At 67.6% G+C, this 26,009-nt stretch carries 23 protein-coding genes and 1 other RNA gene; 3 read left to right on the forward strand and 21 right to left on the reverse strand.

All coding sequences use genetic code 11. The annotated features are described in order from the left end of the window. Nucleotides 1–4: 4 nt before the first annotated feature. Together AXE84_RS00595 and clpS are read right to left on the reverse strand one after the other, a co-directional pair. Nucleotides 5–691, reverse strand: coding sequence for a DUF2017 family protein (locus tag AXE84_RS00595; protein WP_060956488.1), 687 nt, complete (start codon nt 689–691; stop codon nt 5–7). Next, on the reverse strand, nt 691–1,020 hold the full coding sequence (gene clpS, locus AXE84_RS00600) for an ATP-dependent Clp protease adapter ClpS (RefSeq protein WP_060956489.1): 330 nt from the start codon (nt 1,018–1,020) through the stop codon (nt 691–693). Before clpS ends, AXE84_RS00595 begins: the two co-directional genes overlap by 1 nt. An 80-nt stretch (nt 1,021–1,100) precedes the next feature. Between clpS and AXE84_RS00605 the strand changes: the two genes are divergently transcribed. Then, nucleotides 1,101–2,471 (forward strand): nicotinate phosphoribosyltransferase, encoded by a 1,371-nt coding sequence (locus AXE84_RS00605; RefSeq protein ID WP_060958091.1) that lies wholly within the window; start codon nt 1,101–1,103, stop codon nt 2,469–2,471. A gap of 756 nt (nt 2,472–3,227) precedes the next feature. Here AXE84_RS00605 and AXE84_RS00610 read toward each other — a convergent pair. The 13 genes from AXE84_RS00610 to AXE84_RS00670 form a co-directional block, all read right to left on the reverse strand. Continuing rightward, nucleotides 3,228–5,051 (reverse strand): DEAD/DEAH box helicase, encoded by a 1,824-nt coding sequence (locus tag AXE84_RS00610; RefSeq protein ID WP_060956490.1) that lies wholly within the window; start codon nt 5,049–5,051, stop codon nt 3,228–3,230. Next, nucleotides 5,048–5,413, reverse strand: coding sequence for a DUF3039 domain-containing protein (locus AXE84_RS00615; RefSeq protein ID WP_060956491.1), 366 nt, complete (start codon nt 5,411–5,413; stop codon nt 5,048–5,050). Before AXE84_RS00615 ends, AXE84_RS00610 begins: the two co-directional genes overlap by 4 nt. Before the next feature lie 91 nt (nt 5,414–5,504). Continuing rightward, complete coding sequence (gene nagB / locus AXE84_RS00620; protein ID WP_060956492.1) at nt 5,505–6,245, reverse strand: glucosamine-6-phosphate deaminase; 741 nt, start codon at nt 6,243–6,245, stop codon at nt 5,505–5,507. 140 nt (nt 6,246–6,385) lie between these two features. Next, on the reverse strand, nt 6,386–8,110 hold the full coding sequence (locus AXE84_RS00625; protein WP_060956493.1) for a hypothetical protein: 1,725 nt from the start codon (nt 8,108–8,110) through the stop codon (nt 6,386–6,388). Beyond that, nucleotides 8,086–8,931, reverse strand: a complete 846-nt coding sequence (locus AXE84_RS00630; protein ID WP_060956494.1) for an ABC transporter ATP-binding protein — start codon at nt 8,929–8,931, stop codon at nt 8,086–8,088. The genes AXE84_RS00625 and AXE84_RS00630 overlap by 25 nt, the downstream gene beginning before the upstream one ends. 206 nt (nt 8,932–9,137) lie before the next feature. Further along, on the reverse strand, nt 9,138–9,419 hold the full coding sequence (locus AXE84_RS00635; RefSeq protein WP_003783064.1) for an HU family DNA-binding protein: 282 nt from the start codon (nt 9,417–9,419) through the stop codon (nt 9,138–9,140). A gap of 202 nt (nt 9,420–9,621) precedes the next feature. Beyond that, nucleotides 9,622–10,371 carry an N-acetylmannosamine-6-phosphate 2-epimerase gene (locus AXE84_RS00640; protein WP_060956495.1) on the reverse strand — a complete coding sequence of 250 codons (750 nt, stop codon included), beginning with the start codon at nt 10,369–10,371 and terminating at the stop codon, nt 9,622–9,624. Nucleotides 10,372–10,407: 36 nt separating this feature from the next. Then, nucleotides 10,408–11,448: an ROK family protein gene (locus AXE84_RS00645; protein WP_060956496.1), complete on the reverse strand. Its 1,041-nt coding sequence runs from the start codon at nt 11,446–11,448 to the stop codon at nt 10,408–10,410. 169 nt (nt 11,449–11,617) lie between these two features. Next, on the reverse strand, nt 11,618–12,538 hold the full coding sequence (locus AXE84_RS00650; RefSeq protein ID WP_009405971.1) for a dihydrodipicolinate synthase family protein: 921 nt from the start codon (nt 12,536–12,538) through the stop codon (nt 11,618–11,620). A gap of 197 nt (nt 12,539–12,735) precedes the next feature. Continuing rightward, nucleotides 12,736–13,563, reverse strand: coding sequence for an ATP-binding cassette domain-containing protein (locus AXE84_RS00655; RefSeq protein ID WP_060956497.1), 828 nt, complete (start codon nt 13,561–13,563; stop codon nt 12,736–12,738). Next, nucleotides 13,563–15,713: a dipeptide/oligopeptide/nickel ABC transporter permease/ATP-binding protein gene (locus AXE84_RS00660; RefSeq protein WP_010614834.1), complete on the reverse strand. Its 2,151-nt coding sequence runs from the start codon at nt 15,711–15,713 to the stop codon at nt 13,563–13,565. Before AXE84_RS00660 ends, AXE84_RS00655 begins: the two co-directional genes overlap by 1 nt. After that, complete coding sequence (locus AXE84_RS00665; RefSeq protein WP_060956498.1) at nt 15,713–16,678, reverse strand: ABC transporter permease; 966 nt, start codon at nt 16,676–16,678, stop codon at nt 15,713–15,715. The genes AXE84_RS00660 and AXE84_RS00665 overlap by 1 nt, the downstream gene beginning before the upstream one ends. Before the next feature lie 207 nt (nt 16,679–16,885). After that, nucleotides 16,886–18,511, reverse strand: coding sequence for an ABC transporter substrate-binding protein (locus AXE84_RS00670; protein ID WP_060956499.1), 1,626 nt, complete (start codon nt 18,509–18,511; stop codon nt 16,886–16,888). Between the two features lie 265 nt (nt 18,512–18,776). Between AXE84_RS00670 and AXE84_RS00675 the strand changes: the two genes are divergently transcribed. Beyond that, nucleotides 18,777–19,556 carry a FadR/GntR family transcriptional regulator gene (locus AXE84_RS00675; RefSeq protein ID WP_396230372.1) on the forward strand — a complete coding sequence of 260 codons (780 nt, stop codon included), beginning with the start codon at nt 18,777–18,779 and terminating at the stop codon, nt 19,554–19,556. Here the strand turns inward: AXE84_RS00675 and AXE84_RS00680 are convergent. Continuing rightward, entirely contained in the window at nt 19,493–20,602 is a 1,110-nt protein-coding gene (locus AXE84_RS00680; RefSeq protein ID WP_060956501.1) for an alpha/beta hydrolase, read from the reverse strand. The genes AXE84_RS00675 and AXE84_RS00680 overlap by 64 nt on opposite strands. Nucleotides 20,603–20,820: 218 nt before the next feature. Here AXE84_RS00680 and AXE84_RS00685 point away from each other — a divergent pair, with 218 nt between their 5' ends. Next, nucleotides 20,821–21,540, forward strand: coding sequence for a FadR/GntR family transcriptional regulator (locus tag AXE84_RS00685; protein WP_060956502.1), 720 nt, complete (start codon nt 20,821–20,823; stop codon nt 21,538–21,540). Nucleotides 21,541–21,708: 168 nt separating this feature from the next. On the opposite strand, the gene ssrA is transcribed toward AXE84_RS00685, so the two are convergent. From ssrA to ftsE, 5 genes are all read right to left on the reverse strand, one after another. Next, nucleotides 21,709–22,079, reverse strand: a transfer-messenger RNA (tmRNA) gene (ssrA, locus tag AXE84_RS00690). A gap of 165 nt (nt 22,080–22,244) precedes the next feature. Beyond that, complete coding sequence (gene smpB / locus AXE84_RS00695; RefSeq protein WP_010614828.1) at nt 22,245–22,781, reverse strand: SsrA-binding protein SmpB; 537 nt, start codon at nt 22,779–22,781, stop codon at nt 22,245–22,247. Nucleotides 22,782–22,936: 155 nt separating this feature from the next. Further along, a complete protein-coding gene (locus AXE84_RS00700) occupies nt 22,937–24,253 on the reverse strand; it encodes a M23 family metallopeptidase (RefSeq protein ID WP_010614827.1) in 1,317 nt (438 codons plus the stop codon). Nucleotides 24,254–24,259: 6 nt separating this feature from the next. Then, nucleotides 24,260–25,177, reverse strand: a complete 918-nt coding sequence (ftsX, locus tag AXE84_RS00705) for a permease-like cell division protein FtsX (protein WP_010614826.1) — start codon at nt 25,175–25,177, stop codon at nt 24,260–24,262. A 12-nt stretch (nt 25,178–25,189) separates the two neighbouring features. Further along, nucleotides 25,190–25,879, reverse strand: a complete 690-nt coding sequence (gene ftsE, locus AXE84_RS00710; protein ID WP_010614825.1) for a cell division ATP-binding protein FtsE — start codon at nt 25,877–25,879, stop codon at nt 25,190–25,192. Nucleotides 25,880–26,009: the final 130 nt, after the last annotated feature.

The following is a 26,009-nucleotide window of genomic DNA, read 5'->3' on the forward strand; positions in this document are numbered from 1 at the left end:
GAGACTATGCGGGCCCTGTGCCCCCGAACAGCGCGGATACCAGTGATTCCTGCCACCAGGTGATCATGTCGTAGACGAGCGCCGTCCCCCGGTACCACTGCTCGCGAGACGTCTCCTCCTCGGGGGCCTCCTGGAAGGCGACGGAGTGAACGTGCTCGGCGTCCTGAGCCGACTCGATGCCCAGGCGCTGGGCCAGCACGAGCCGGATGTCATTGGTGGCCCCCAGCCAGTCGGACTCTTGGCCCGGGGCCACAAGCACCGTGTCCTCGGGGCCCGACGGCGCCCGCAGCTCGGCGGCCAGGAGCGCCAGGCGGTCGACCTTGTCACTCCGCAGGCGCGCACGAGTCAGGCTGCTGACCTCCATCGAGGTGATGGGATCCTCCGAGGCCTGTGGGAGCAGGACGGCGATGACGGGATCCGCGTTCGGGCTGCCGACGTGAACGCGGTTGGTCGGCGCATCGAGGTCGAAGTCCAGGGCCTCCAGGACCTCACGATCCCGCTCGCTCTCCCCCGGGCGCACCGAGTCGGGGCGCGGCGATAAGGATGCCTCGGGCTGGCCGGCCCCCTGGGTGGGGGGAGCATCCGCCTGGAGAAGGGCTCTCACCTCCAGGGCCAGCCTGGCCAGGAGCTCGCGCTCCCAGTCGTCGAGACCGCAGACCAGTCCCTCGGGGACTCGGCGGAAGGCGCGCATCAGCGCCCTCCTGAAGAGTCGTCAGCACCGGCGTCGTCACTCATGGGCTCGATGGTGGCGCGCAGGCCGTATCCGTGCATCGCCGTGACATCGACCTCCATGCGCTCGCGGACTCCTCGGGAGACCACGGCGCGGCCGGTGGTGTGCACCTGCATCATCCGGGCCTCGGCCACAGGCAGTGAGAAGCCGAAGTAGGAGTGGAACACCCAGGTCACATAGCTCATCGTGTTCACCGGGTCGTCGTGAACCACGGTGCACCACAGGCGCTGGGTACGGGCGCGCGACTCCTCCAGGATCTCCGGTTCCGCAACGGGCAACGAGGTGCTCATACCACCAGGGTAGCGGTGAGCCGCGATAGGTTGTTCCCGTGAACAGCTACGCGCCCTCCACCGATTCCGCCACCGCCTCCATGGACGTGTCGGCGGCCTCAACCTCCCTGCTGACCGACATGTACGAGCTCACGATGCTGCAAGGAGCACTGGCATCGGGGGCCGCCTCACGGCGCAGCGTCTTCGAGCTCTTCGGCCGCAGGTTGCCCGGGTCACGCCGCTTCGGTGTCGTCGCAGGCACCGGTCGGCTGCTGGACGCCATCGAGGCCTTCACCTTCACCCCCGCCCAGATCGACTTCCTGCACCGCACCGGGGTCGTCAACGACGAGACCCTGGACTTCCTGCGCGACTACCGCTTCTCCGGGACGATCCGCGGCTACGCCGAGGGCGAGTGCTACTTCGCCGGCTCCCCGCTGCTGACCGTGGAGGGCACCTTCGCAGAGGCCTGCATCCTGGAGACCCTGGCCCTGTCGATCTACAACTACGACTGCGCCGTCGCCGCAGCCGCCTCCCGCATGACTATCGCCGCCCACGGGCGTCCTTGTGTGGACTTCGGGGCGCGCCGGGCCCACGAGCAGGCGGCCGTCGCCGCGGCTAGGGCCTCGGTCGTCGGTGGTTTCGTGGGAACGAGCAACCTGGAGGCGGGGCTCCTCTACGGCATTCCCACGGTGGGGACCTCGGCCCACTCCTTCACCCTCCTGCACGACACCGAGGAGGAGGCCTTCGCCGCGCAGGTGGCCAGCCTTGGACCGAGCACCACGATCCTGGTGGACACCTACGACATCGCCACCGGAGTGGAGCGGGCGGTCAAGGCGGCCCGCGCCGCAGGCGGTGAGCTCGGGGCGGTGCGCCTGGACTCCGGTGACCTGGTGGCCGAGGCCTTCAAGGTGCGCGCCCAGCTCGACGCCCTGGGGGCGACCTCGACGAGGATTACCGTCACCAACGACCTCGACGAGCACGCTATCGCGGCGCTGGGGGCGGCCCCCGTGGACTCCTACGGTGTGGGCACCAAGCTCGTGACGGGCTCGGGGCGCCCGACTGCGGCACTCGTCTACAAGCTGGTGGAGCGCGAGGGCGCCGATGGCACCATGGAGGAGGTCGCCAAGTTCTCCTCGGGCGGCAAGTCCACCGTGGGCGGCCGCAAGTGGGCCGGCCGCATCCTTAGCTCCGAGGGCACGGCCGCCGAGGAGCTGGTGGTCGCCTCCAGCTCGCAGGACGAGGGGATGTCGGCGTTGAGCCAGGCCGGTGCCCGGCCGCTTCAGGTGCTTCTGGTCGATGAGGGCCGGATCGTCGAGGAGCACCGCGGCAAGGAGGCCTTGAGCGCCGCGGCGGAGCGGCACCGGGCGTCGCGCGCCGAGCTCCCCTACGACGCCTGGCGTCTGAGCGACGGCGAGTCGGCGCTGCCAACCCGCCACGTCGACCTCGACGGGCGAGGCGCCACCCGACGCTGACCGGCAGCCAGGGGTGCATCCCACCCCTGGCCGGCGCTCCTTGTCAGAGTTGTCGGCGTTGTGCCGTCGGCCTTAACAACTGTGCTGTCTCCTCACTTTTGAGACATGTGAGTGTCATGACTTCTGAGACACTCGCTCGGGCGGGAGGCCGGGGCAGGCTGGTGGTCCAGGAGGCGAGGGTGGCTGAGGGGCGAGGCATGACGGGTCGTGGGTGTCCATCGTGCTGACATCAACCCCGCTTCGGCGCCGCACGCCGAAAAAGAACCGCAGGATTTCAACGATCCCCGCTGGGAACATTGACGCCGGGCCCGTTAATGTCAGCACTGTGGACACCGGGCCGCGCAGGAGCGAGTTCGGGGTCCTTACGGCATAGCCCGGAGTCTCCGTCACGGGTCCGCCCCCACCGTCCCCTGCTCGACGTCTGCGCAGGGTCCCGGTGGTCATGGTTGGACGCCAGCACCGCCCAGAACTGGCTCAAGTGGGCCGGAGTCGGCCTGCTCCACGAGGGTCGGGCTCCACTGGCCAAGGGTTGTGCCTACTGCACGAAGGCCCCACCTACCCAAAGTGCACCCCACCCTCGTGCAGTGCATCCAGACGACGCCGGCAACCACCAGAGCGACCGGGGCAGCCCCGATCCGACAGGCCGAAGCAGCAGCTCTCCCGTCCGGCAGGCCCACCCCACCGGTGTCTTGAGATGTCATGACATCCGAAACTCTCAGACGCCACGAGACAACTCAGTCGGTCTTATCAGCACTGTCAGCGCTTGCCGACGAACCAGCGTCGCAGGGTCTGGATGCGCTTCTCGATCTCCTCGGTGGAGGCGGCCGCGACCTCTGGCCCCCCGCACACGCGCCTGAGCTCGTTGTGGACGACGCCGTGGGGCTGGCTCGAGCGGCGGGCCCAGGCGGCCACCAGCTGGGAGAGCTCCTTACGGGCCGCTGCCCGACGCCGGGCGTCGTCGACGCCTGAGTTCTTGCGCCTCTGCGCCTCGGCTGCGGCCTGCTTCTTCTGGGAGGCGATCTGCTTGTCCTGGCGCTGGCGCAGCAGGGCGGTCACCTGCTCGGGCTCCAGCAGACCGGGCAGCCCCAGGTACTCCTGCTCCTCGATGCTGCCCACCATGGCGCCGGTGCCGAACTCGCCGCCGTCGAAGAGCACCCGGTCGAACTCGGCCTGGCTGTCCATGGCCTCGAAGCCCGGCAGCAGCTCGGCCGAGGCGTTCTCAGTCTTGTTGGCCTCGGCGAGGAGCCGGTCCTCGGGGCTGAACAGGGTGTCCTCCTGCGCCGCAGAGTCGGGGCGGCTCAGGACGTGGTCGCGGGCGACCTCCATCTCCCCGGCCAGGGCCAGCAGCGGCGTGACTGAGGGGAGGAACACCGAGGCGGTCTCCCCCCTTGCCCGCGAGCGCACGAAGCGCCCCACGGCCTGGGCGAAGAAGAGCGGGGTGGAGGTGGAGGTGGCGTAGACGCCCACGGCCAGGCGGGGCACGTCCACTCCCTCGGAGACCATGCGCACGGCCACCAGCCAGCGGTCGGTGGAGGCGGAGAAGGCCTCGATGCGGCTGGAGGCGCCGTTGTCGTCGGAGAGGACCACGGTGGGGGCCTCGCCGGTGATGGCGCGCAGCTGCTTGGCGTAGGCGCGGGCCTTGGCCTGGTCGGAGGCGATGACGAGGGCTCCGGCGTCGGGAACCTGGCGGCGCACCTCGGTCAGGCGCTGGTCGGCGGCGGCCAGGACCGCGGGGATCCACTCCCCCGCCGGGTCGAGCGCGGTGCGCCAGGCCTGGGACTCCAGATCCTTGGTGAGGGGCTCGCCCAGGCGCGCCGCGACCTCGTCACCGGCCTTGGTGCGCCACCGCATCTGCCCCGAGTAGGACATGAACATCACCGGGCGCACGACTCCGTCGCGCAGGGCATCGGAGTATCCGTAGGAGTAGTCCGCCTGGGAGCGTTTCGCCCCGGAGGCGTCCTCCTTGTACCGCACGAAGGGGATCGGGGAGGTGTCGGAGCGGAAGGGCGTTCCGGTCAGGGCCAGTCGCCTCCGCGCCGGGGTGAAGGCCTCCCGGATCGCGTCTCCCCAGCTCAGGGCGTCTCCCCCATGGTGGATCTCGTCGAGGATGACCAGGGTGCGGGCCTGGTCGGTGCGGGCGCGGTGCAGGTTGGCGTTGGCGGCCACCTGGGCGTAGGTCAGGGCGACGCCGTCGAAGCGCGAGCCGAGTGCCCCCTGGGAGTTGGAGTAGGAGGGGTCGATATGGATGCCGACGCGGGCGGCGGCCTCGGCCCACTGGTACTTGAGGTGCTCAGTGGGGCAGACGATCGTCACCTTGTGGACGTCTGCGGAGCTGAGCAGCTCGGTGGCCACTCGCAGTGCGAAGGTCGTCTTGCCGGCCCCGGGGGTGGCCACCGCAAGGAAGTCCTGGGGCATCGTCTCCAGGTACTGCGCGAGCGCAGCGGCCTGCCAGGCACGCAGCGAACCGGCGGTCCCCCAGGCGGCGCGGCGCGGGTAGGCCGGGGAGAGGTTCTGGGCCGCCGACGTCGAGGCTCGCGTCGGGGTGGGGTGGGTCGCCTGGCCGCCGCGGGCGGCGTTCACCGACCGCCTCGCCCGAACGGGAAGCGGGGGAAACGAGGCCCCTTGCCGTCGCCGGAGCCCTCCCCGTTGCGCATCTCCTCGTAGATGGACTTGCAGGTGGGGCACACCGGGTACTTCGACGGGTCGCGCCCGGGCGTCCACACCTTGCCGCACAGGGCGACGACGGGACGCCCGGTGACAGCGGCCGCGGCGATCTTGTCCTTGCGGACGTAGTGGGCGAAGCGGTCGGCGTCGCCGTCGTCGGTCGTCTGGAGCTCCTCGCGCTCCAGGACAGCCGTACCGACGCCCTGGGTGGGTTCGGTGGCCGGGTCTGTCGGGGCTCCGGGCGATCCGGGATCGGCACTGGCGAGGACGTCTGTCATGCCGCCCAGTGTAGGTCGGACAGTGCGCACCGGCAGTCGCCCGCCCCGCCCCTGTGGGCAGGCTCTCCCTTGAGGAGAGCCTGCGCCGTCGTCAGTGCGTCGAGGTGAGCCGGCTGGCGGCGGCGGGATCGGCCAGCACGAGGGCGTCGTCGTGACGCTGCATGACGGTCGCCGGCCACTGGGCGCTGACCTCCCCTTCGACGAGCTGGGCGATGGCCTCGGCCTTGCCCTCGCCGGTGGCGATGAGGACCAGCTTGCGGGCCTCCATGATGGTGGCCAGCCCCTGGGTGATGCACTGGGTGGGCACGGCCTCGACGTCGCCGCCGAAGAAGCGGGCGTTGTCCCGGCGGGTCTGCTCGTGGAGCTCGCCCAGGTGCGTGCGCGAGTCGAGGGCGCCGCCGGGCTCGTTGAACCCGATGTGCCCGTCGGAGCCGATGCCGAGGATCTGCAGGTCGCAGTATCCGGCTGCGGCCATCTGCGCCTCGTAGTCCCGGCAGGCGGCCTCGAGGTCCTCGCTCAGCGCGTCCGGGCCGTGGAGCGCTCCGGGGCGCATGTCGACGCGGGAGCGCAGATTGGTCTCCATGAAGGTTGCGTAGCGCTCCGGGTGCCCGGCGGGAAGGCCCACGTACTCGTCGAGCATGAATCCGGTGACCTCGGCGAAGCTGAGGCGGCCGGCGGCGCAGCGGGCAGTGAGCTCGTCGTACAGGGGCAGAGGCGAGGAGCCCGTCGCGGTTCCCAGCACGGCTGCTGGTTTGTCCTTGAGCAGCGCCTCGATCTCGTCGGCCGCCCGCTGTGCGATCGCCTGCGCGGAATCCAGAATGACTAGCTGCACGATAATGTCCTCTCTGACATAACGACTGGTTGTTCGGAGCTTACTGATCTCTGAGAGCCGCCACCTGCGTGAGCGACTTTAAAGCAAGCCTACCCCTAGTCGTCAGAATCAATCACTCTGTCGCGGTGTGACCAGCGTGATCACACCGGCTGGGAGTGTCCCGGCCAGCTACGGATCGTGGCAAGAACCTGCGGTCCTCGCCGGTCCAGCATCCGCCCGCCGACGACGACTCCACCCCAGAGCAGCAGACCGCACCACACGATCCCGGCGACGAGTGCCGCCCACCCCCACCCCGACGCCCCCTGGACAACGCTGTAGACCGCAGCCCCCAGGACCGGGGAGCACACGGCCAGCAGAAGCAGGATTGCCGCCATCTGAATGAGCGCGGCCAGCAAAGCCGTGCCCGAGGTCCGCGAACGCATGGGACTGTCCCCTGGGGCGAGCGTCTCGTAGGGCAGCAGGACACTGGTCAGGCAGGACCAGGCCAGCGCGCAGCCGTAGAGGGCCAGGCAGGCACCGGTGACGGCGGGGAGCGCATCCCATCGTCCCGTCCACACGACCATGAGCAGGTCGATAGCAACCAGTGCGGGAACCTGCCACACGGCCGCACCGACCACCCGCCCCAGACGGTCGTGCGCTCCGCTGATACCGGCGCTGATATGACTCCACAGGGCGGTGGAGTCCAGGCCGAGGTCATCGTGGATCGCCCACCCCATGAAGACGGCCAGGGCGGGCGCCATGAACAGCAGCGGGGCCGGGGCGTGCCCGAGGGCGAAGCTGATGTCCACCGGCTGACCGTTGTCGCCGGCGGCGAATCGGCTGGAGTTGAGAGCAGGCCCCAGGACGAGCACAACGGGCAGAATCAGGACGGACAGGAACTGAACCAGGTACCTGGGATCGGTGCGCCAGTAGCGCAGGCTGCGGGCCGCCACAGCAGCGGCGGGCGCAGGCAGGGAGGCGCCGAGTCTGCGGGCCCACGGCAGCACGTCGGGTAGGCCCTGCTGCCGCGCATTGGATCCCGTGCTACTGGCTGCGTATGCCCGCATCCGGGTGTGTGACGTCCCCGGAGAGGTCATCACCTTGCCCACCACGCGCTGCCACAGGGGAAACAGGATCACGGGGAGGACCCAGGCGACGATCGCCAGAGCCAGAGCCGGCATCACGGATCCGGTGGCCATGAGACCGGGGGCCGAGAAGGTCCACCCCAAGGGGCTCAGCCCCATGACCTTGGCGGCACCACTGAGCCGTTGAAGAAAATCGGAGGGATCGTCCCCGAGGATTCGGGGGATCAGATTCGGCAGCTGTGTGCACACCATGAAGGCGACGAAGGTGATGATCGCTGTCGCCTCACGCCCCCGGCGTGAGGCGGAGACGCCTACGGCTGTCACGATGATCCGGGACAGCAGGACACAGGTGGCCAGGGCGGCCGGAGCGCACAGCAGCGCCAGGAGCGCCGCTGCGAACTGGCCCGCCAGCAGCCAGGTGAGGACCGGAATGAGACAGACGGCAGCCGTGAGGCAACCGGGGATTCCCAGGGCGCCGGCGGCCAGCAGGCCGAGCGCCAGCCCTCTGGACGGAGCGGTCCAGGCCGCCATGGCGCGGGGGTCCAGGGTGGAGTCGACCCCGGTGACGAGCAGTGGCACCACGGCCCAACCGGCCATCAGCAGCGCCCCGAGAGCCCCGAGAACCAGCATGATGACGTCAGGGTCGGCCTTGAGCCCCAGTCCGACGGCGCCGGTCAGCACCATGACAAGCGCCCCGATACCGTAGAGGGCCCCGATCACGGTCCCGACGATGGCCCAGACGTTCTTGGTCAGGGCATTGAGGGTCAGGCGCCACTTCAGCTTGACGAGGGTCGCAACCATGACAGCCCCTCCGTTCGCACCTGGCCCCCCACCAGCTCGGTGAAGCGCTGCTCGAGGTCTGCGCCTGCGGCGACCTGCTCAGTCGTGCCTGCGGCGACCACCCGGCCGGCGTTGATGATGGCCACGTGGTCGCACAGGCGCTGCACGGTGGCCATGACGTGGCTGGAGATGACCACCGTGCCTCCGGCGGCGGCGTAGTCCCGCAGGATCGCCTGGATCGTCTGGGCGGAGATCGGGTCGACGGCCTCGAAGGGCTCGTCCAGAACCAGGATGGAGGGCGAGTGCACCATGGCGCAGGCCAGGTGGATCTTCTTACGCATACCGGCCGAGTAGTCGGCGACCAGGGTGGTTCCGGCCTCCCACAGCCCCAGCACCTTGACCAGCTCGGTCGCCCGGGGCACGACGACGTCGCGCTCGAGCCCGCGCAGGAGTCCGGAGTAGGTGACGAGCTCGAGGCCGTTGAGACGGTCGAAGGTGCGCAGCCCGTCGGGCAGGACTCCCAGGAGGGTCTTGGCCCGCTGGGGCCGCGCCCACACGTCGACGCCATGAACGAGGACCTGGCCGGCATCGGGTCGCAGCAGGCCGGTGGCCATCGACAGGCTGGTCGTCTTGCCTGCGCCGTTGGGGCCGACAATGCCGTAGAAGCTGGACACGGGGATGTCGAGGCTCAGCCGGTCCACGGCGATTTTGCGGTCGAATGCCTTGATCAGCCCCCTCATCTGAAGCGCTGGGACGGAGGCGGGAGCGGGCGATGCCCCGGCCAGTGCCGTCACCGCGTCCGTACCGTCGGGCGAGCTCACCGCGAATGTGGAAGCAGACATGTTTCCACTGTAAAAGCGCCCGCCTCTTCATCCCTCCGCCGCAAGGAGGAGATCACCGTTTCCGACGTCCTCCCGGAGAACCTGCCCGTGCATCATCAGGCAGATGAGGAGGGCACCGCGGCGAGAACATGATTCCGGCCCGTTGCCACACCTCGACGGGGCGGCAACGGGCCGGAATCAGGATGTCAGGGGCGCGGCCCCACGTATCACTCGGCGACAGCCTTCTTCAGCGAGGAGCCGACGGTGACCTTGACACCGTAGCCGGCGGGGATCTGAATCTCCTCACCGGTGCGGGGGTTGCGGCCAGTGCGTGCGGCACGCTCGACGCGCTCGATACCCATGAGGCCGGTGATCTTCACGGCCTCACCCTTGGCGACGTTCTCAACGAGGACATCCTGGAAGGCTCCCAGGAAGGCGTCGGCGTCGGTCTTGGTCAGGCCGGCCTTCTCGGCGATGGCGGCGATGAGCTCGGTGCGGTTGACGGACATGTCTTCCCTCTCGATCGTGGACGGACACCCTTGTGTGGTGCCACTTCTGGCAACGCTACGCATAAAACCTTGGGTTTGTCAGGTCAGACCGGAGTGTCGCGCTGGGTAGCGAGTAACAATTCGCACATTTGCACCACAGCAGTCACACCCGTCACACACGGAGCAAGTCCCGGAACGACGCCGTTTCCTTGCGCCCTTCCGCTCAGTCCTTCCACAGGGCGCCGGGCAGCGCGCTGGCGAACCACGAGGTGATGGTCGTCGGGTGGGTGATGGCAGTACCAACCACGACGGCGAAGGCCCCGTGCTCCATGGCGGCAGCCGCCTGCGCGGGCGTGTGCACCCTGCCCTCCACCACCAGCGGGACCTCCGCGATGCCGGCGACCTGGTCGACGAGCTCGAGGTCGGGCCCGTCGGTCTTGGGACGCTCCCCGGTGTAGCCGGCCAGGGTGGTCCCCAGGATGTCCACTCCCGCGTCCTGTGCGGCCTTGGCGTCATCCAGGGAGCCGCAGTCGGCCATGATGAGGACCTCGGGGCGGGCCGCCCGCAGCCCCTCGACGGTCTGGGCCAGACTCAACCCATCGGGGCGGGGGCGCCGGGTGCCGTCCAGCGCCACGATCTGGCTTCCGGTGGCGGCCACGGCGATGGCGTGGGTGAGGGTCGGAGTGATGAAGACGCCGTCGTGGCCGTCCTTCCACAGGCCAATGACGGGGACGTCGACGTGCTGGCAGATGAGGGCCAGGTCCGCCAGCCCCTGTGCGCGGATGCCGACGGCGCCGCCGGCGACGCAGGCCTGGGCCACCTGGTCCATGGTGCGGGGGTCGCGCATGGGCTCACCCGGGTAGGCCTGGGCGGAGGCGATGAGTCCTCCCTTGAGACGTTCCAGAACGGGGTGCATCCCCGCGGAGGCGGCCTGCGTCTGCGTTGACGGCTGTGAGGGTGACTGCTCGGTCATAGGTGTGTCCTGTCTGATGGAGCCCGAGGCGTGAGGCTAGGGGCGGTGGTTGTCGTTGCTGGCGGCCAGGGCGAGGGCGCCGCGAGCCGCACCGACGATCGGCGCGGTGGTCCCCAGCGTGGCGGGAAGGATCTTGATGGGGGCCAGGGGGTCGATGATCTCTGCGGCGAAGGTCTGCCGCAGGGGCTCCCACCACAGGTCACCGGCGCGGGCCAGGCCACCGGAGACGACGACGACGTCGGGGTCGATCACGGTGACCAGTCCTGCCAGGGCTCTGCCCAGGCAGGCGGCCGAGTCGCGGTAGACCTCCGCGGCGATGTCATCCCCGGCAGCGGCGCGCTCCTCAACCCCGCGGGCGTCGGGAATGTCGGGGTCTCCGCCCTTGTCCAGGTAGCGGCGGTGGATCTGGGGTCCGGCGGTGACGCCCTCCAGGTGCCCGGTCCTGCCGCAGGTGCAGGGTTCGCCCTGGGCCCCGGGGACGGGGACGTGGCCGATCTCGCCGGCCACATGATGGGCGCCCCTGCGGGTTCGCCCATCGAGGACGAGGGCGCCGCCGACCCCGGTACCCACCGCCACCATGAGGACGACCTCAGCCCCGGTACCGGCACCGAGCCAGGCCTCTCCGGCGGCGTAGGCGTCGACGTCGTTCTCGACGTGGATCGGCAGCTCACCCAGCCCCTGGGCGGCGAGCCGCTCGCGAACGCCGGCGGCGACCTGCGTGCCGGCCCATCCGGTGATGGCGTCAGTGGCTGACAGGATGGTCCCTCGCTCGACGTCGACGACGCCGGCCGTGCCGATCCCGACCGCCGTGATCGCCGCGGCCTTGCCGGGCTCCTGGTGCGTTCCGGTCTCGACGACCGTCGAGATCAGGCCGCTGATGGCATCGAGCATGGCGGCAGGCCCCTCGTGAGCCGGGGTCGGGCAGGAGCTCACCGGTCCTTGCAGGGTTCCGCCGGAGTCGACCAGCGCGGCAGCCATCTTGGTGCCGCCCAGGTCGAGTCCGACGACGAGCGGCGCCCGATCGGACGGAGATGGCAATGGAGCAAGGGGGTTGGGTGGGAGGACATCCTGACTCATGAGGCTCTCCGGTGGAATGTGGGGCGCTGACGCACCGGGTTTGGAAGAAGGGATGAGGGCAGCCGCAGGAGGCCGCCTGGAGCGAGTCTCAGCGCCTCGCCGCTGCCACAGCGGCTGCATGCCCGGATCGGTCGGTGCCGCGACCACCGGCCATGCAGCCGCCGGGAGGTCAGATGAGGCCCTGGGCCTTGACGATCTCCAGGACCCGCTCCTTGGTCTCGCCCTCGAGCGCCTTGACGGGGAAGGCCATCTCGTTGGTGGCGATGATCCCGATAGCCTCCATGGCGGTCTTGAAGGCGCCAATGCCGGTCGCATCGGCCGAACGGCCCTGGGGCACGAAGACGATCTCAAAGCCGGCGCAGACCTCGTCCTGGAGACGGCGCACCTCGTCCCACGCCCCCTCGCGGGAGGCCTTCCACATCTCGGCGTAGCGGACCGGGTCCACGTTGCCGTACCCGGGGACGAGGCCGTCGGCACCCAGCAGCAGCATGCCGTCGACGACGCACTCGTGGCCGGTCAGAAGGGCCAGGGGGTGGCCCGCGGCCTCATTGGCGGCCACCAGCCTGCGGAAGGCGACGTCGTTGCCGGAGGAGTCCTTGACACCGGCCAGGACACCCTCCTTGCCCAGCTCGACGAGCAGTTCGCAACCGAGCTTCGCGCCGCCAAGGCGCACGGGGACGTCGTAGGCGAAGACTGGGACGTCGATGGCCGCGGCGATGGCTCGGAAGTGAGCCTTGATCTCCTCGGCGTCGTTGAGCGCGTAGAACGGGCAGGTGGCCACGATCGCCTCAGCGCCCAGGGCGGCTGCCCGACGAGCCTGGTCAATGACCCGGTGGGCGGTGGTGTCGATGGCACCGGCGAGCACCGGGACGCGTCCTGCCGCAGCCTTGACGACCCGCTCGATGACGGCGTCGCGCTGGGCGTCGGTGAGGTAAGCGACCTCTCCGGAGGACCCCAGAGCGAACAGGCCGTTGACACCACCGGCGATGAGGTGCTCGACGACCTTGTCCAGGCTGTCGAAGTCAACCTCGCCCGCGGCGGTGAAAGGGGTGACGACCGGCGGGATGACGCCGGTGAAACGGTTGTCCATTGTGGTGACTCTCTTCATTGAAAGGTTATCGGACGTCTGACATCTGACGTCACGAGGTATTGTTGCAGATGCTCCCGGTTGGCGCCACCCCGGCGCCCGGGTCTCCTAGCGACCGTATGTACCGGTGGGGGGCGGACCCGAGTGGGTCCGCCCCTCACCTGGAGGTGCTGACGCCGGCAGCGGCCGGAGCCGGCTACTCAGACATCGAGCAGTGAGGGCACTGCCGACAGCAGAGTGCGCGTGTACTCCTCCTGAGGATTGTTGAAGATCTCCTCGGTGGTGTTGAGCTCGAGGATCTTGCCGAAGTACATGACGGCGATCCGGTCCGAGACGTAGCGCACCGTGTTGATGTCGTGACTGATGAACACCAGCCCCAGTCCCAAGGAGGCCTTGAGGTCCTGGAGGAGGTTGAGCACCTGGGCGCGCACCGAGACGTCCAGGGCGGAGGTGGGCTCGTCGGCCACGATGATGTCGGGGTCCAGGGCGAGCGCTCGGGCGATGGCGACGCGCTGGCGCTGACCACCGGAGATCTGCCGAGGCAGCACATTGAGTGCGCTGGGGGGCAGCCCGACCAGGTGGAGCAGGTCGCGCACCTTGGCCTCACGTTCCTTCGGCGAGCCGATTCCGTGGACGTTGAGCGGGTCGATGAGCGCGTCGTGCACGATCATGCGCGGGTTGAGGGCCGTGGCCGGGTCCTGGAAGACCACCGAGATGCTGCGCCCGAGCTCACGACGGTCCGAGGCCGAGCGCCCCAACGGACGGCCCTTGAAGATGACCTCACCGGAGGTGACCGGCTGCAGCCCAACCATGACTCGGGCGGTGGTGGACTTGCCGCACCCCGACTCCCCCACGAGTCCCAGCGTCTCTCCGCGCTTGACACTCAGCGAGACGTCGTTGACCGCGTGAACCGTGTCCGGGTTGAACAGGCCACCGGTGCGGGACTTGTGGATGACGTTGACGTTCTTGAGCTCGACGACCGGCTGGTCCTCGCTCCATGAGGACGATGCAGACGTGTTGGATGACATCAGTGCTTCTCCTTCGCGAGCAGAGCCTCGAGCTCGGGGGTGATGGCGTAGCTGTGCTCCGTCGTGCCCGGCACGGGCTTGAGCACCGGACGGGTCTCAAGTCCGACCGTCGGGTGGGCCGATCGCGGCGCGAACCGGTCTCCCTTGACGAACTCGCTGGGTGAGGGGACGACCCCTCGCACCTGGTGGAGTCGCTTGGAGCCGGCCTCGATGGAGAGCACCGCACCGAGAAGGCCGCGGGTGTACTCGTGAACCGGGTTGGCCAGCAGCTCGCTGGTGGGCGCCTGCTCAACCACCTGGCCCGCGTACATCACCGTGATCCGGTGGGCCAGCTTGGCCACGAGGGCCAGGTCGTGCGAGACGAAGACCATCGCGAAGCCGAGCTTCTCACGCAGCTCGTTGAGCAGGTCGATGACCTGCTTCTGAACGGTCACGTCCAGCGCGGTCGTCGGCTCGTCGGCCAGGACCAGGGAGGGGTCACGGGTCAGCGCCATGGCGATGAGAACGCGCTGACGCTGACCGCCGGAGAGCTCGTGCGGGTAGCTGCGCAGCGTGCGCTTGGGGTCGAGCCCCACCAGCTCGAGCAGCTCTTCGGCACTGCGGGTGCCTCCGCGCGCGCTGAGCTGGGCCATCTGAGTGCGGATGAGCATGGAGGGGTTCAGTGAGGACAGAGCGTCCTGGTAGACCATGCTCATCTCGTGACCGCGCAGCGCGTTGTGCTCGGCCGGCGTCATCTCAAGGATGTTGCGTCCCTTGAAGAGGATCTCACCGGAGATCCGGGCCGAGGGGGGCAGCAGCCCCATGACGGCCATCGAGCTGATGGACTTACCGCAGCCGGACTCCCCCACCAGGCCCATGGTCTCGCCCGGACGCACGGAGAAGGAGACGCCATCGACGATGTTGACCTCACCGTGCTGCTCGGGGAAGGCGATCGTGAGGTTCTTGACCTCCAGAACCGGATCCTCGCCGGTGTCCTCGTAGACCAGGCGGTCCCGCCGGGCAAGCTCGGCCACCCGCAGGGAGCTGAGCCGCTCGGACAGGGGAACGTCCTCTGTCGCAGGGGCGACAACGCCGGTCAGAGAGCTCAGCCCGTTGTCGGCATCGTCCCCGTCGGCGACGGAGGCGTTAGCGACCACCGCCTCGGCGGCGTCGTCCCAGGCGTTCAGGGTCTCCTGAGCCTCCATGGCCTCCTCATCGGCCTGAACATCGGGCTTGGCCTTGATGCGCGGCGAGGCCATCGCATCGGTCAGTCCCTCGGACAGGACGTTGAGGCACAGGGTGGTGATGAGGATGAGCAGGCCGGGGAAGAAGGTCGGCCACCAGTGGCCCGACAGGAGCAGCTCCTTGCCCTCGGAGAGCATGTTGCCCCAGGTCGGGGTGTTGACGGACTTGATGCCCGCGCCGATGAAGGACAGCGAGGCCTCGAAGACGATCGCGTCGGCCACCAGGACGGTTGCGAAGACCATGATCGGGGCGATGCAGTTGCGGGCCACGTGCTTGAGCAGGATCCACGGCACCGGGGCCCCCATCACCTTGGAGGCGGCCACATAGTCCTCCCCGAACTGGGAGATGATGTTGGCACGCACCACGCGGGTGAGCTGGGGGATGTAGAGGATGCCAATGGAGACGATGATGACCGGCAGCATCGGCAGGCGGGTCGACATCGCCGAGACGAGGACGGCCGCCAGAGCGATGCCGGGGAAGGACATGACGACGTCGAGCACGCGCATGAGGGTCTCAGCGATCCACTTGCGCGACGTGGCGGCAACGGCCCCGAGGACCGAGGCCACCACAAGGGCCAGACCGGTGGCCGTCAGGCCCACGACCAGCGAGACCCTGGCGCCGTAGACGGCACGGGAGAAGATGTCACGACCGGTTCCGTCCGTCCCGAACAGGTGAGACGCGGACGGGGCGACGACCGGATCGGAGGAGGTCACCTCACCGACGCCCTCGATGTAGGAGGTCGTCTTGGTCTCCGCCAACCCGGTGGCACCGGGAGAGTAGGGGGCGATGATGGGAGCCAGGATGGCGACCAGGGCGATGAGGCCCAGCACGATGATGGCGATCTTGGAGCCGACAGGAAGCGCCTTCCAGCCCTGGAAGCGCAGCCCGGGCCGCGAGGCCTTATCCAGTGTGGAGCGGTGCAGCATCAGATGCTCCTGATTCGTGGGTTGACGAGGACGTAGAGCATGTCAACGACGATGTTGATGATGATGAAGGCCAGTGCCACCGTGATGGAGACGCCTTGGACGATGTTCACGTCGTTGCGGGTGATGCCCTGGAAGATGAGCTGGCCCATTCCCTTGATGTTGAAGATCATCTCGATGACGACGGCGCCTCCCATGGCGTAGCCGATGCGCAGTCCCAGCACGGTCAGCGGAGTGATGAGCGCGTTGCGCAGCACGTTGCGGGCCACAACGACGTTCTTGGGAATACCGCCGCCGATGGCGGTGCGCACGTAGTCGCGGTCGAGCTCCTCAACCATGGCGGTACGCACCACACGGGTGAGCGAGCCGGCGTTGGGCACCGCGATGGCCAGTGCCGGCAGGAAGATCTGATTGAGGTACGTTCCCGGATCCTCGCTGAAGGGAACCCACTCGGACACCAGCGCGGGGAAGGTCCCCGTTCCCCCCGGGATGTCGGAGAACCACTGAATGAGCAGCAGGGCGAGCCAGAAGGACGGGGTGGCCAGGGAGGCGATGGAGATGACGCGGATGACCTGGTCCTGCCACTTGTCGCGGTAGAGGGCCGCCGTAATGCCCAGGACCGTGGCCACGATGACGGCGACGAAGATTCCGATGAAGGTCAGCTGGAGCGTGATCGGGAACGCATCGGCCACCATGCCGGTGATCTTGACACCGGTGAAGGAGGTACCGAGGTCGCCGTGGATCAGACCCAGGAGGTACTCCCAGAACCGCTTGAGAAGGGGATCGTTGAGATGGTGGGCGACTCGGTACTGCTCGAGGGCGTCTGGCGTGGCCGACTCGCCCAGCGCGAGACGCGCCGGGTCCGCCGAGGAGAACGACATGACGACGAAGACGAGCAGCGTCACGCCCAGCACCATGACCGGCAGCGCGACCAGGCGCCGTCCGATCAGGCGGATGAGGTTGGACACTGAAATGCTCCTTTGCGTTAGCGTCCTGCCGCCTGAGGTGGCGGCTGGGTGGCGTGGCAGCTGCAGAGCGAGCTGCCACGCCAATTGTCTGATGTCTGACGTCAGATTGCAAGTCCGTTGCTTTCACCTTGGACGCATTGACGCCACGAGCACAGCACGGGCGGTGCGGCACCCGCTGGCGACTGCCGCACCGCCCGCACACGAGCCTCAGGACTTGGTCGACCCCGTCCCCACGAAGGACAGGCCGGTCAGCGCGATGGGCTTGAAGTTCTCCAACGTCGTCGAGTCATAAGCCGTTGGAGCCTTGCGGTGGAAGATCGGGTAGAGCGGCACCTCCTCGGAGAGCTTGTCGAAGATCTCCTGCCACTTGGCGACCTGCTTGTCACCCTCCAGCTTGACCGCTTCCTCCAGCAGCTTCTGGACCGCGACCTGACTCTCCGAACCCTTCCAGTGCATCCGGGTCTCGGTCCACACGTCACCGCCGTACCACCAGCGCATGAGCAGGTCCGCGTCATTGCCGAAGACCGAGGGGTCTCCGGGAGCGATCAGCACGTCCCACGTGCCCTGTCCGGAGTCGATGAAGGAGTAGGTGTCCGCGGACTTCTTCTCGTCGTACTTGACCGTCACCCCCAGGGCCTCGAGGTTCTCACGGATGATGGGCCTGACGGCCGAGAACCAGCCGTGGTCCGTGCACAGCAGGTTGATAGTCGTGATGCCGGCCTCCGCCAGGAGCGACTTGGCCTTGGCCGCGTCCTTGGAGTAGACCGTCTTGGCCTTCTTGTACGCGGGGTGCCCGTCCTGGACGAAACAGGTCGCCGGCGTCGCCAGGCCGGCCATGCCGGTGTTGCAGATCTTGGCGTAGTCCAGCGCGTAGAGCACCGCCTGCCGGGCCTTGGCGTTGGAGAAGGTGGTGTGGTTGAACATGGCGAAGAGCAGCCCGAAGCCCTGCTGCGCCGCCACCTTGACCGGGTCCTTGAGCGTCTTGAGGTTGGCTGCCGGAACGGCGTCGATGGCCTGCACGGAACTGGAGCTCATCGCGTTGGTGCGGGTGGTGTCGTCGGGCAGGATCTGCCAGGTCATAGACTTGGCCAGCGCCGGGCGAGGACCGTTGTACTTGTCGTTGCGCTCGAAGACGACCTTCTGGCTGCCGGCACCGTTGTCGGTCATCTTGTAGGGACCGCTTCCAGTGGGGCTCATGTCGAACTTCTTGGCGTCCGCCTCAACGATCGCCTTGGGGACGATCTTGACCACGCTCAGACGCTCCGCCACCAGAGAGAAGGCGTACTTGAGCTTAATGGTCACCGTGCCCGCATCCTTGGCTTCCACCTTGTCGATGAAGGGCAGGAACTGGGAGTACAGCGACTTGTTGGCCGGGTCGAGCACGCGCGTGAAGGAGAAGACGACGTCGTCGGCAGTCACGGCCGAGCCGTCGGAGAACTTCGCATCCTTACGCAGCGCGACCTCATAGGTGGTGTCATCCACCTTCTTGGGCATCTCCGCCGCCAGAGCCGCGTACACCTCCCGGGTGGCCGGGTGGAGCTCGGTGAGCCCCTCCAGAGTGTGCCAGTTGGCAGCGACCGTCAGAGCCGACGACGTCGTCATCGGGTCGTAGCCGTTGGTGCCCAGCTCGTAGGAAATACCTGCGGTGATGACACCGTCCTTGTGGGTGACCTCCTGATCGGCAGCCATGCCGCTGGCCTTCGCGCCACCCGAGGCCTTGCCCTTACCGCCGCAGGCCGCAAGGCTGACGGCCAGACCAGCAGCCATTCCGAGGGTGCCGGTCAGCCTGATGAAGTCCCGGCGGCTGGAGCCGGCCGGAGTCGTGATCGCCATTGATTCTCTCCTGATGTCTGACGTCTTATGTCTGACGTTGGTAGGATGACTGTAGCAGAAGTCAGGGCGTCCAGACCACTCACAACCTCGCAGGCAAGACAGTCGCAACTCCCGCCCCACTGCCGGGGCGAGCCGTTCGACGAGCGGAATCACATCGTAGTGATCAACAATGATTGACAGGGCAAGAACCATGGCCAACATCAAGAGAAGCAGCACCATGAACAGAGCATCCGCACCGCAGGCAACCACCATCACAGATAAAGAGATGAAAGTCACATCTGTGGGTGACGAGCCGATCATCTCTCACGGCCCCTACTCCGGGCTGATGACGACGCCCGCCACTCAAGCAGAGGCCACGATGGCCGAGATCAAGAACTACATCCTGCGCTCCGGCCTGCAGATGGGTGATGCGTTGCCCACGGAGTCCCAGCTGTGCACCGACCTGGGAGTATCCCGCTCCTCCGTCCGCGAGGCCGTCCGCACCCTCGTCGCCCTCGACATCGTCGAAGTACGCCACGGACACGGCATGTTCGTCGGCCAGGTCTCCATGCGCCCCATGGTCGAGTCCCTCATCTTCAAAGGCCTCCTCAACCCCGGAGACGACCACCGCGGACTACGAGACATCGTCGAAGTACGCATCACCCTCGACAACGCCCTGGCCGAACCCGTCACCCACGCCTGGCACAACCGCCACGACCCCGAGCTCGACACCCTCGTCGACAACATCGAGCACCTCGCCTCACAAGGCAAGCTCTTCACCGACCAGGACCGCCGCTTCCACACCCGCCTACTCGAACCCCTCGACAACCACCTCTACCTCCACCTCACCGAAGCCTTCTGGGCCATCCACACCCTCACCGTCCCCCTCCTAGACGCCCCCAAGCTCGAAGACCTCACCAGCACCGCCAAAGCCCACCGAGCCATGCTCCAAGCCGCCCACGCCGGAGACACCCCCGCCTACCACCAAGCCATCACCGACCACTACGCCCCACTCCTCGCCGTCCTCACACACCCCGTAGAGAACTCCTCCGTCAGGGCGGGATAGGTGCCGGCCTGCGCCACGGCCACGACATTGAGGCGCGGATCCTCCGGTCGAAGCAACCTGTCCACCCACAGGTCGCGTGCAGCCGTAAGTCCGCGTGCGAGCCATCGTGCATTGACGAACTCCATGGCGTGGGTGCCCCCGGGGTAGACATGCAGCTCGGCATCACCACCATCACGCCACACCCCAGAGGCGAAGGCGACATCCTCGTCCCGGAAGACCTCGGCGGAGGCCACTGAGATGAACAGCGGTGGCAGCCCACCCAACCACGTGGCACGGGCGGGGGCCTCGTAGGGGGTGACCAGGTCCGTACCTCGCCGCTCCCCCAGGGCAGCATCCCAGGCAACATTGTTGTACGCCGTCGGCCAGGTGCCGTCGTCCGGGTACTGACGCGCTGAGACCGAGCCCTGCCAGTGCGGCATGCCGGTGCGGTCATCCAGCATGGGGTAGTCCAGCAGCCCGCCGAGAACCACCGGGCCCCGCCTGTCTCGCGAGATGAGCAGCGTGCCGGCGCTCAGCCCTCCCCCGGCGCTCGGCCCGACGACGATGACGCGCTCCGGATCGGCACCGAGCTCCTCGGCGTGCTCGACCGCCCAGCACAGCGTGGTGTAGCAGTCCTCGACGCCGGCCGGTGCCGGATCCTCGGGAGCCAGACGGTACTCGGGGCTGACGATGACGCCCCCGTACCGCCGCAGCCACGGGACAACGGTCGACAGGCCATTGAAACGGCACCCCATCACCAGCCCTCCCCCGTGCAGAGAGAGGAACAGGGGGCCGGGGCGGCCCACGCAGGCACCCTGGGCGCTTCGTGCAACCGCGGCGGGAAGTCTCGTCCCATCCTGACGAAGGACGTCCACGTCCTCCAGGTCGATGTCGGGGTGCTTGAGCAGAAAACTCGCCCGGACCTCGTCAGCCGGTACGCGCCAGCTCGGGATCTTCTGCACCGTCATGGCCCCGAAGACGCCGAGCGCCTCGATGCGCTCGAGCAGAGCGGCGGTGGCACTGTCGTAGGCAGGACGGGCGGGGAGCTCCTCATGCGTGCGAGACATGCCGTAACTGTTGCACTGTGAGCGCTGTAGCGGCAAGCCGCTCACAATCGGTCAATGATCTGCGGCATCAGGTCCCATGTGCGACAGCCGCCCGACGATGGGCTCCCTCGAAGGCGCCCTCCCTCAGCAACGCAGCCGCTCGAAGCCTTGAGAACGCGCGGGTGAGTGCAGTTCGACATTCACCAGCGTAAATGAACCAAAAGTCGGACAATGGGGCCATGCAGATCTCCCGCGGTGTCATGTCCGGCCTTACCACCACCCCGATGACTCAGTCATCCACGGCGATCGCCGAGATCAAGAACTACATTCTCACCAAGGGTCTGCATCCTGGTGATGCGTTGCCCACGGAGTCCCAGCTGTGCACCGACCTGGGAGTATCCCGCTCCTCCGTCCGCGAGGCCGTCCGCACCCTCGTCGCCCTCGACATCGTCGAAGTACGCCACGGACACGGCATGTTCGTCGGCCAGGTCTCCATGCGCCCCATGGTCGAGTCCCTCATCTTCAAAGGCCTCCTCAACCCCGGAGACGACCACCGCGGACTACGAGACATCGTCGAAGTACGCATCACCCTCGACAACGCCCTGGCCGAACCCGTCACCCACGCCTGGCACAACCGCCACGACCCCGAGCTCGACACCCTCGTCGACAACATCGAGCACCTCGCCTCACAAGGCAAGCTCTTCACCGACCAGGACCGCCGCTTCCACACCCGCCTACTCGAACCCCTCGACAACCACCTCTACCTCCACCTCACCGAAGCCTTCTGGGCCATCCACACCCTCACCGTCCCCCTCCTAGACGCCCCCAAGCTCGAAGACCTCACCAGCACCGCCAAAGCCCACCGAGCCATGCTCCAAGCCGCCCACGCCGGAGACACCCCCGCCTACCACCAAGCCATCACCGACCACTACGCCCCACTCCTCGCCGTCCTCTCCTGAGACAACCAACGGGGGACCCGACGCCTGGAGCGCTGCCACAGCGGCACAAAGCGCGGCCCCCGCCACCCTCAATGGGTGGCGGGGGCCGTACTGCGTTCCCAAGCTCTATACCCCATCCTGTACCCTACCCGGGCAGTCGCAGGCACTTTTCGTTGGAAAATCAGTTGTTCGTGGAGATGGGGGGAATCGAACCCCCGTCCGACGGCCGCACAACAGGACTTCTCCGGGTGCAGCTCGCTAGCGTTTTTCTCGGCCCCGGCGTCTCACGCGAGCAAGGACGCCGACGGGCTCAGTCGATGAAAAGTCCCAAGAGCCCTACCGACACGGGCTCTCAGCAGTGGCTTCCTAGATGACGCCAGGAACCGGGGCGGAAGCGTTCCCCGGGCTGACGGACTTCGAGGCTCGCTCAGGCGGCGAGGGCGAAGTCGGTGCGAGTGTTATCGGCACCTATTGGTTCGCGCAGAGCGTTGACGAGATGACTGCGCATCCTCGACCCGCTTCTCCTGAACCTACGACCGTCGTCGAAACCGATCATCCCCTATGGAAGTGTCACCGGGCTCCCGCAGGAGACCTGGAACGCGCTCTCAACAGAGCCAGGCCACTCTAGCAGAACCAGGAGACGAGAGCACTGAGGGCTCCTGCTCCGTACCTCACGCGGCCGGTCAGCAGGTAGAGACGCTCAAGGGGCCCTGCTCCCTCGTACCTCATCCCCGACGCCGGTTGGCCGCGGCCATGGCCCGGGCCGCCTCCCGCTTGTCCTGCGCCTCACGCAGCGCCTGGCGCTTGTCCCAGTCCTGCTTTCCTCGAGCCAGGGCGATCTCCAGCTTGGCGCGCCCTCCGATGAAGTACAGCTCCAGCGGGACCACCGTGTAGCCCTTGGCCTGGACCCGGGTCTCGAGTCGCTCCAGCTCGCTGCGGTGCAGGAGCAGCTTGCGCTTGCGACGCGGGGAGTGGTTGTTCCACGTCCCCTGCAGGTACTCGGGGATGTGCGCCCCCTGGAGCCAGGCCTCGCCATGGCGGTCAAGCTCGATCCAGGCTTCGGTCAGCGAGGCCCGCCCCATGCGCAGCGCCTTGACCTCGGTTCCGGTGAGGACCAGCCCCGCCTCGTAGCGGTCCTCGATGAAGTAGTCGTGGGTCGCCTTGCGGTTGCGGGCCACCGTCTTGTGGGCGTCGGAGGCGGCCTTCGCCTTCTGTCCGGCCGTTGGCTTGGACGCCCGAGCGGACTTGGAGGCAGGGGTCATCGGACTGTCCTTTCACGAGTACGGGGATGGCTGGCGCTCCTATGTCAGCACGCCCCGAAGTCCGCTCCGATTGGGCCGGCCCGACCGGGGCATCGTGGCGTGACACGACGACGCGCAGGGTCAGGAGTTTACGGGCCCCGTCAAGAAGAACTCACCTAGAAGCCGGGCAGGGACATCGGGTCGATGTACGCCCCGTCCTGGGCCACCTGGAAGTGGACGTGCGCTCCGGTCGCGTAACCGGTTGAGCCGGTCGCGCCGACGACGTCACCGCGCTTGACCTGCTGGCCGTCGGCGATGCTGCGCGAGGAGAGGTGGCACAGGGTGATGACGTAGGAGTGCCCATCAATGATGCCACCGTTGATGTCAATGCCGATGCCGCAGGACTCGGAGTCCCAGTAGGTGGCCACTCCGGAGACCGCCGCGTACTGGGGCGTCCCCTCACTCGCGGCGAAGTCGACCCCCTGGTGCCCTGTGGCGACACCGGTAACCGGGTGGACGCGGTACCCGAAGGGCGAGGTCACCTCGAGCGGGCCGGTGATCGGGTGTCCGATGTACCCGCTTCCCAGGGAGTCGGCGCCGATCGAGCTCGCGGGGACCGAGGGCATCGTTCCAGCGCTGGCCGCGGCCCGGTTGGCGGCGTCGATCTGGGCGACACGCGCGGCCGCGGCCGCGGCATCGGCGTTGGCCTGGTTGAGCTGGGACTGTAGATCGCTCTTACGACTCTCCAGCGCCTCGGCGGCCGACTTCTTCTGCGCCGTCAGCTTGGCGACCTCGTCCCGCTTGGTCTTGGCCGCGTCCCGGGCCGACTTGGCGTTCGCCTCTGCGGTGTCGGCCTCGGTCTTGAGCGTGCTGACTCGCGTGGTGGCAGCATTCTGCCTAGCCTCACGGTTGGCGTTCTGAGCGCGCTCGACCTCGGCGGCGGACAGTACCGCCTCCTGGACTCCCGAGCCGATCTCAACCGCTGAGGCTCGCTGGCTGAGCTCCTCGACGTCCTGAGAGGCGAGGACATAGCTCCAGGAGGTCACCGAGTTGTCCCCCTGATAGGTGGACACGACGATCTCCGCCACCGAGTCGGAGGTCTCCTCAGCCGTCTTCTTGGATGCCTCGGACTCCTTCTTGACCGTCTCCAGGCTGCTCTGCGCCGTGCTCAAGCGGTCACTGGCGATCTGCTGCTCCCTCTCCTTGGCGGCCAGAGTCGTCTCTGCGGTGGTCAGCTGGGTCTCCGCGGTGCTCAACGAGGCCTGGGCGTTCTGAAGTGAGATGTAGGCCTGCCCCAGATCGGCGCTGACCCCCTCCAGCGAGGACATCACCTGCTGCTGCTTGCGCTCCGCCTCATTCTGCTTGGCAACGGCGTCATCCCGCTCATCAGCCAGGGAGATGTCCCCGGAGTAGAAGAAGACGAGGCTGGCGGCGGCCAGGGCGCAGACTGCGGCACGCCGGCGTGAGCGGCGCAGGAACAGACGAGACAGCATGTGAGATCAGATCCTCGTGTACTTGGACAGAGACAAGGCGGAGGAGACCGCGGCCAGGGCGATGGCGGCCAGAATCAGCCAGGGCGACAGGAGGAGGACATCCCTGGTACTGATGAAGGCGCTCGTGAAGGAGATGGAGGAGGCGAGCCACCCCTCCACGACGTAGCGCACTCCCACCCACAACGTGGCCACGGCGAGAATCGCCCCGGTGAGGGCGGCGATAACCCCTTCGAGGATGAAGGGCAGCTGGATGAAGAGGTTCGAGGCCCCCACCAGACGCATGATCCCGGTCTGCCGGGAGCGGGACATGGCCGACAGCCTGATGGTCGTCGAGATGAGCAGCACCGCGGCCACCGCCATGATGGTTGCCAGCCCTCCCGTGATCCAGGAGGCCCGGTTCATCACGAGGAAGAGCGGCTCGAGGGTGGAGCGCTGGTCGACCACCCGCTCCACTCCACTGTGCCCCTCGAACTGCTCGGCCACCAGCTTGTAGTTCTCGGCGTCCTTGAGCTTGATGCGGAAGGACACGGGCATCATGTCCTCCGTCGCGTTCCTCCCGACGGCGGACTTGGCGTAGGCCTTCATGAAGTTCTGATAGGCCTGGGCCTTGGTCTCCATCTGGTAGGACTTGACGTAGCCGGAGGGGGCGCCGCTGGTGATGAGGTTCTCAACCTCGCTGATCTGAGCGGCGGTGGCCTCGCCATTGGCGCAGTTGGAGGAGGCCGAGGACTTGGGGCACATGTAGACCGAGACCTCGACCTTGTCGTACCAGTCGCCCTTCATGGTCGAGATCTGGCTCTGCAGCAGTGACGAGGCCCCGACGAAGAGCAGCGACACGAAGGCGACGAGAATCACGGACACCGTCATCGCCAGGTTCCGGTACATGCCCTTGGCGGTCTCCGACAGGACGAAACGCAGTCTCACAGTTCTTCTCCTTCAGCGGTCCGAGCCGTAGACGCCGCGGTCCTGGTCGCGCACGACCTCGCCGCCCTTGAGCTCGATGACGCGTTTACGCATCTGGTCGACGATCTCGTCGTCGTGAGTCGCCATGACGACCGTGGTCCCCTGCCGGTTGATGCGGTCGAGCAGACGCATGATCCCGACCGACGTCGAGGGGTCCAGGTTCCCGGTGGGCTCATCGGCCAGGAGGAGCTTGGGCCGGTTGACCATGGCGCGGGCGATCGCCACGCGCTGCTGCTCGCCCCCGGAGAGCTCGTGCGGCAGACGCCTCTCCTTGCCGGCCAGCCCCACCAGGTCGAGGGCCTCGGGCACAGCGGAGAGGATGTAGTGGCGCGGCTTACCGATCACCTGAGAGGCCAGCGCCACGTTCTCCAGGACGGTCTTGTTGTCCAGGAGCCGGAAGTCCTGGAAGACGAAGCCGATCTCCTGCCGCAGCTGGGGCACCTTCCACGAGGAGATCTTCGACAGGTCACGTCCCAGGACGTGGATGCGTCCCTTGGTGGGGCGCTCCTCCCGGATAACCAGCCTCAGGAAGGTCGACTTGCCCGATCCCGAGGCGCCGACAAGGAACACGAACTCGTCACGATTGATCTTGATGTCGACGTCGTCGAGCGCCGGACGCATCCCCCGGTCATAGACCTTCGAGACGTGGTTGAAGCGGATCATCTGCTCGTTGCTCCCCTGCTGCGCCCCGAGCACGGCACTCGGGTTCATGGCGTTGTGGCCACCGTATGCGTCGACACGCCATTTTTCCGCCGTGACACGCCCAGCGTCGATGTGGCTTGTAATGGCCGGG

Source organism: Actinomyces oris (genome assembly GCF_001553935.1).
GTDB classification, from domain to species: Bacteria; Actinomycetota; Actinomycetes; order Actinomycetales; family Actinomycetaceae; genus Actinomyces; species Actinomyces oris_A.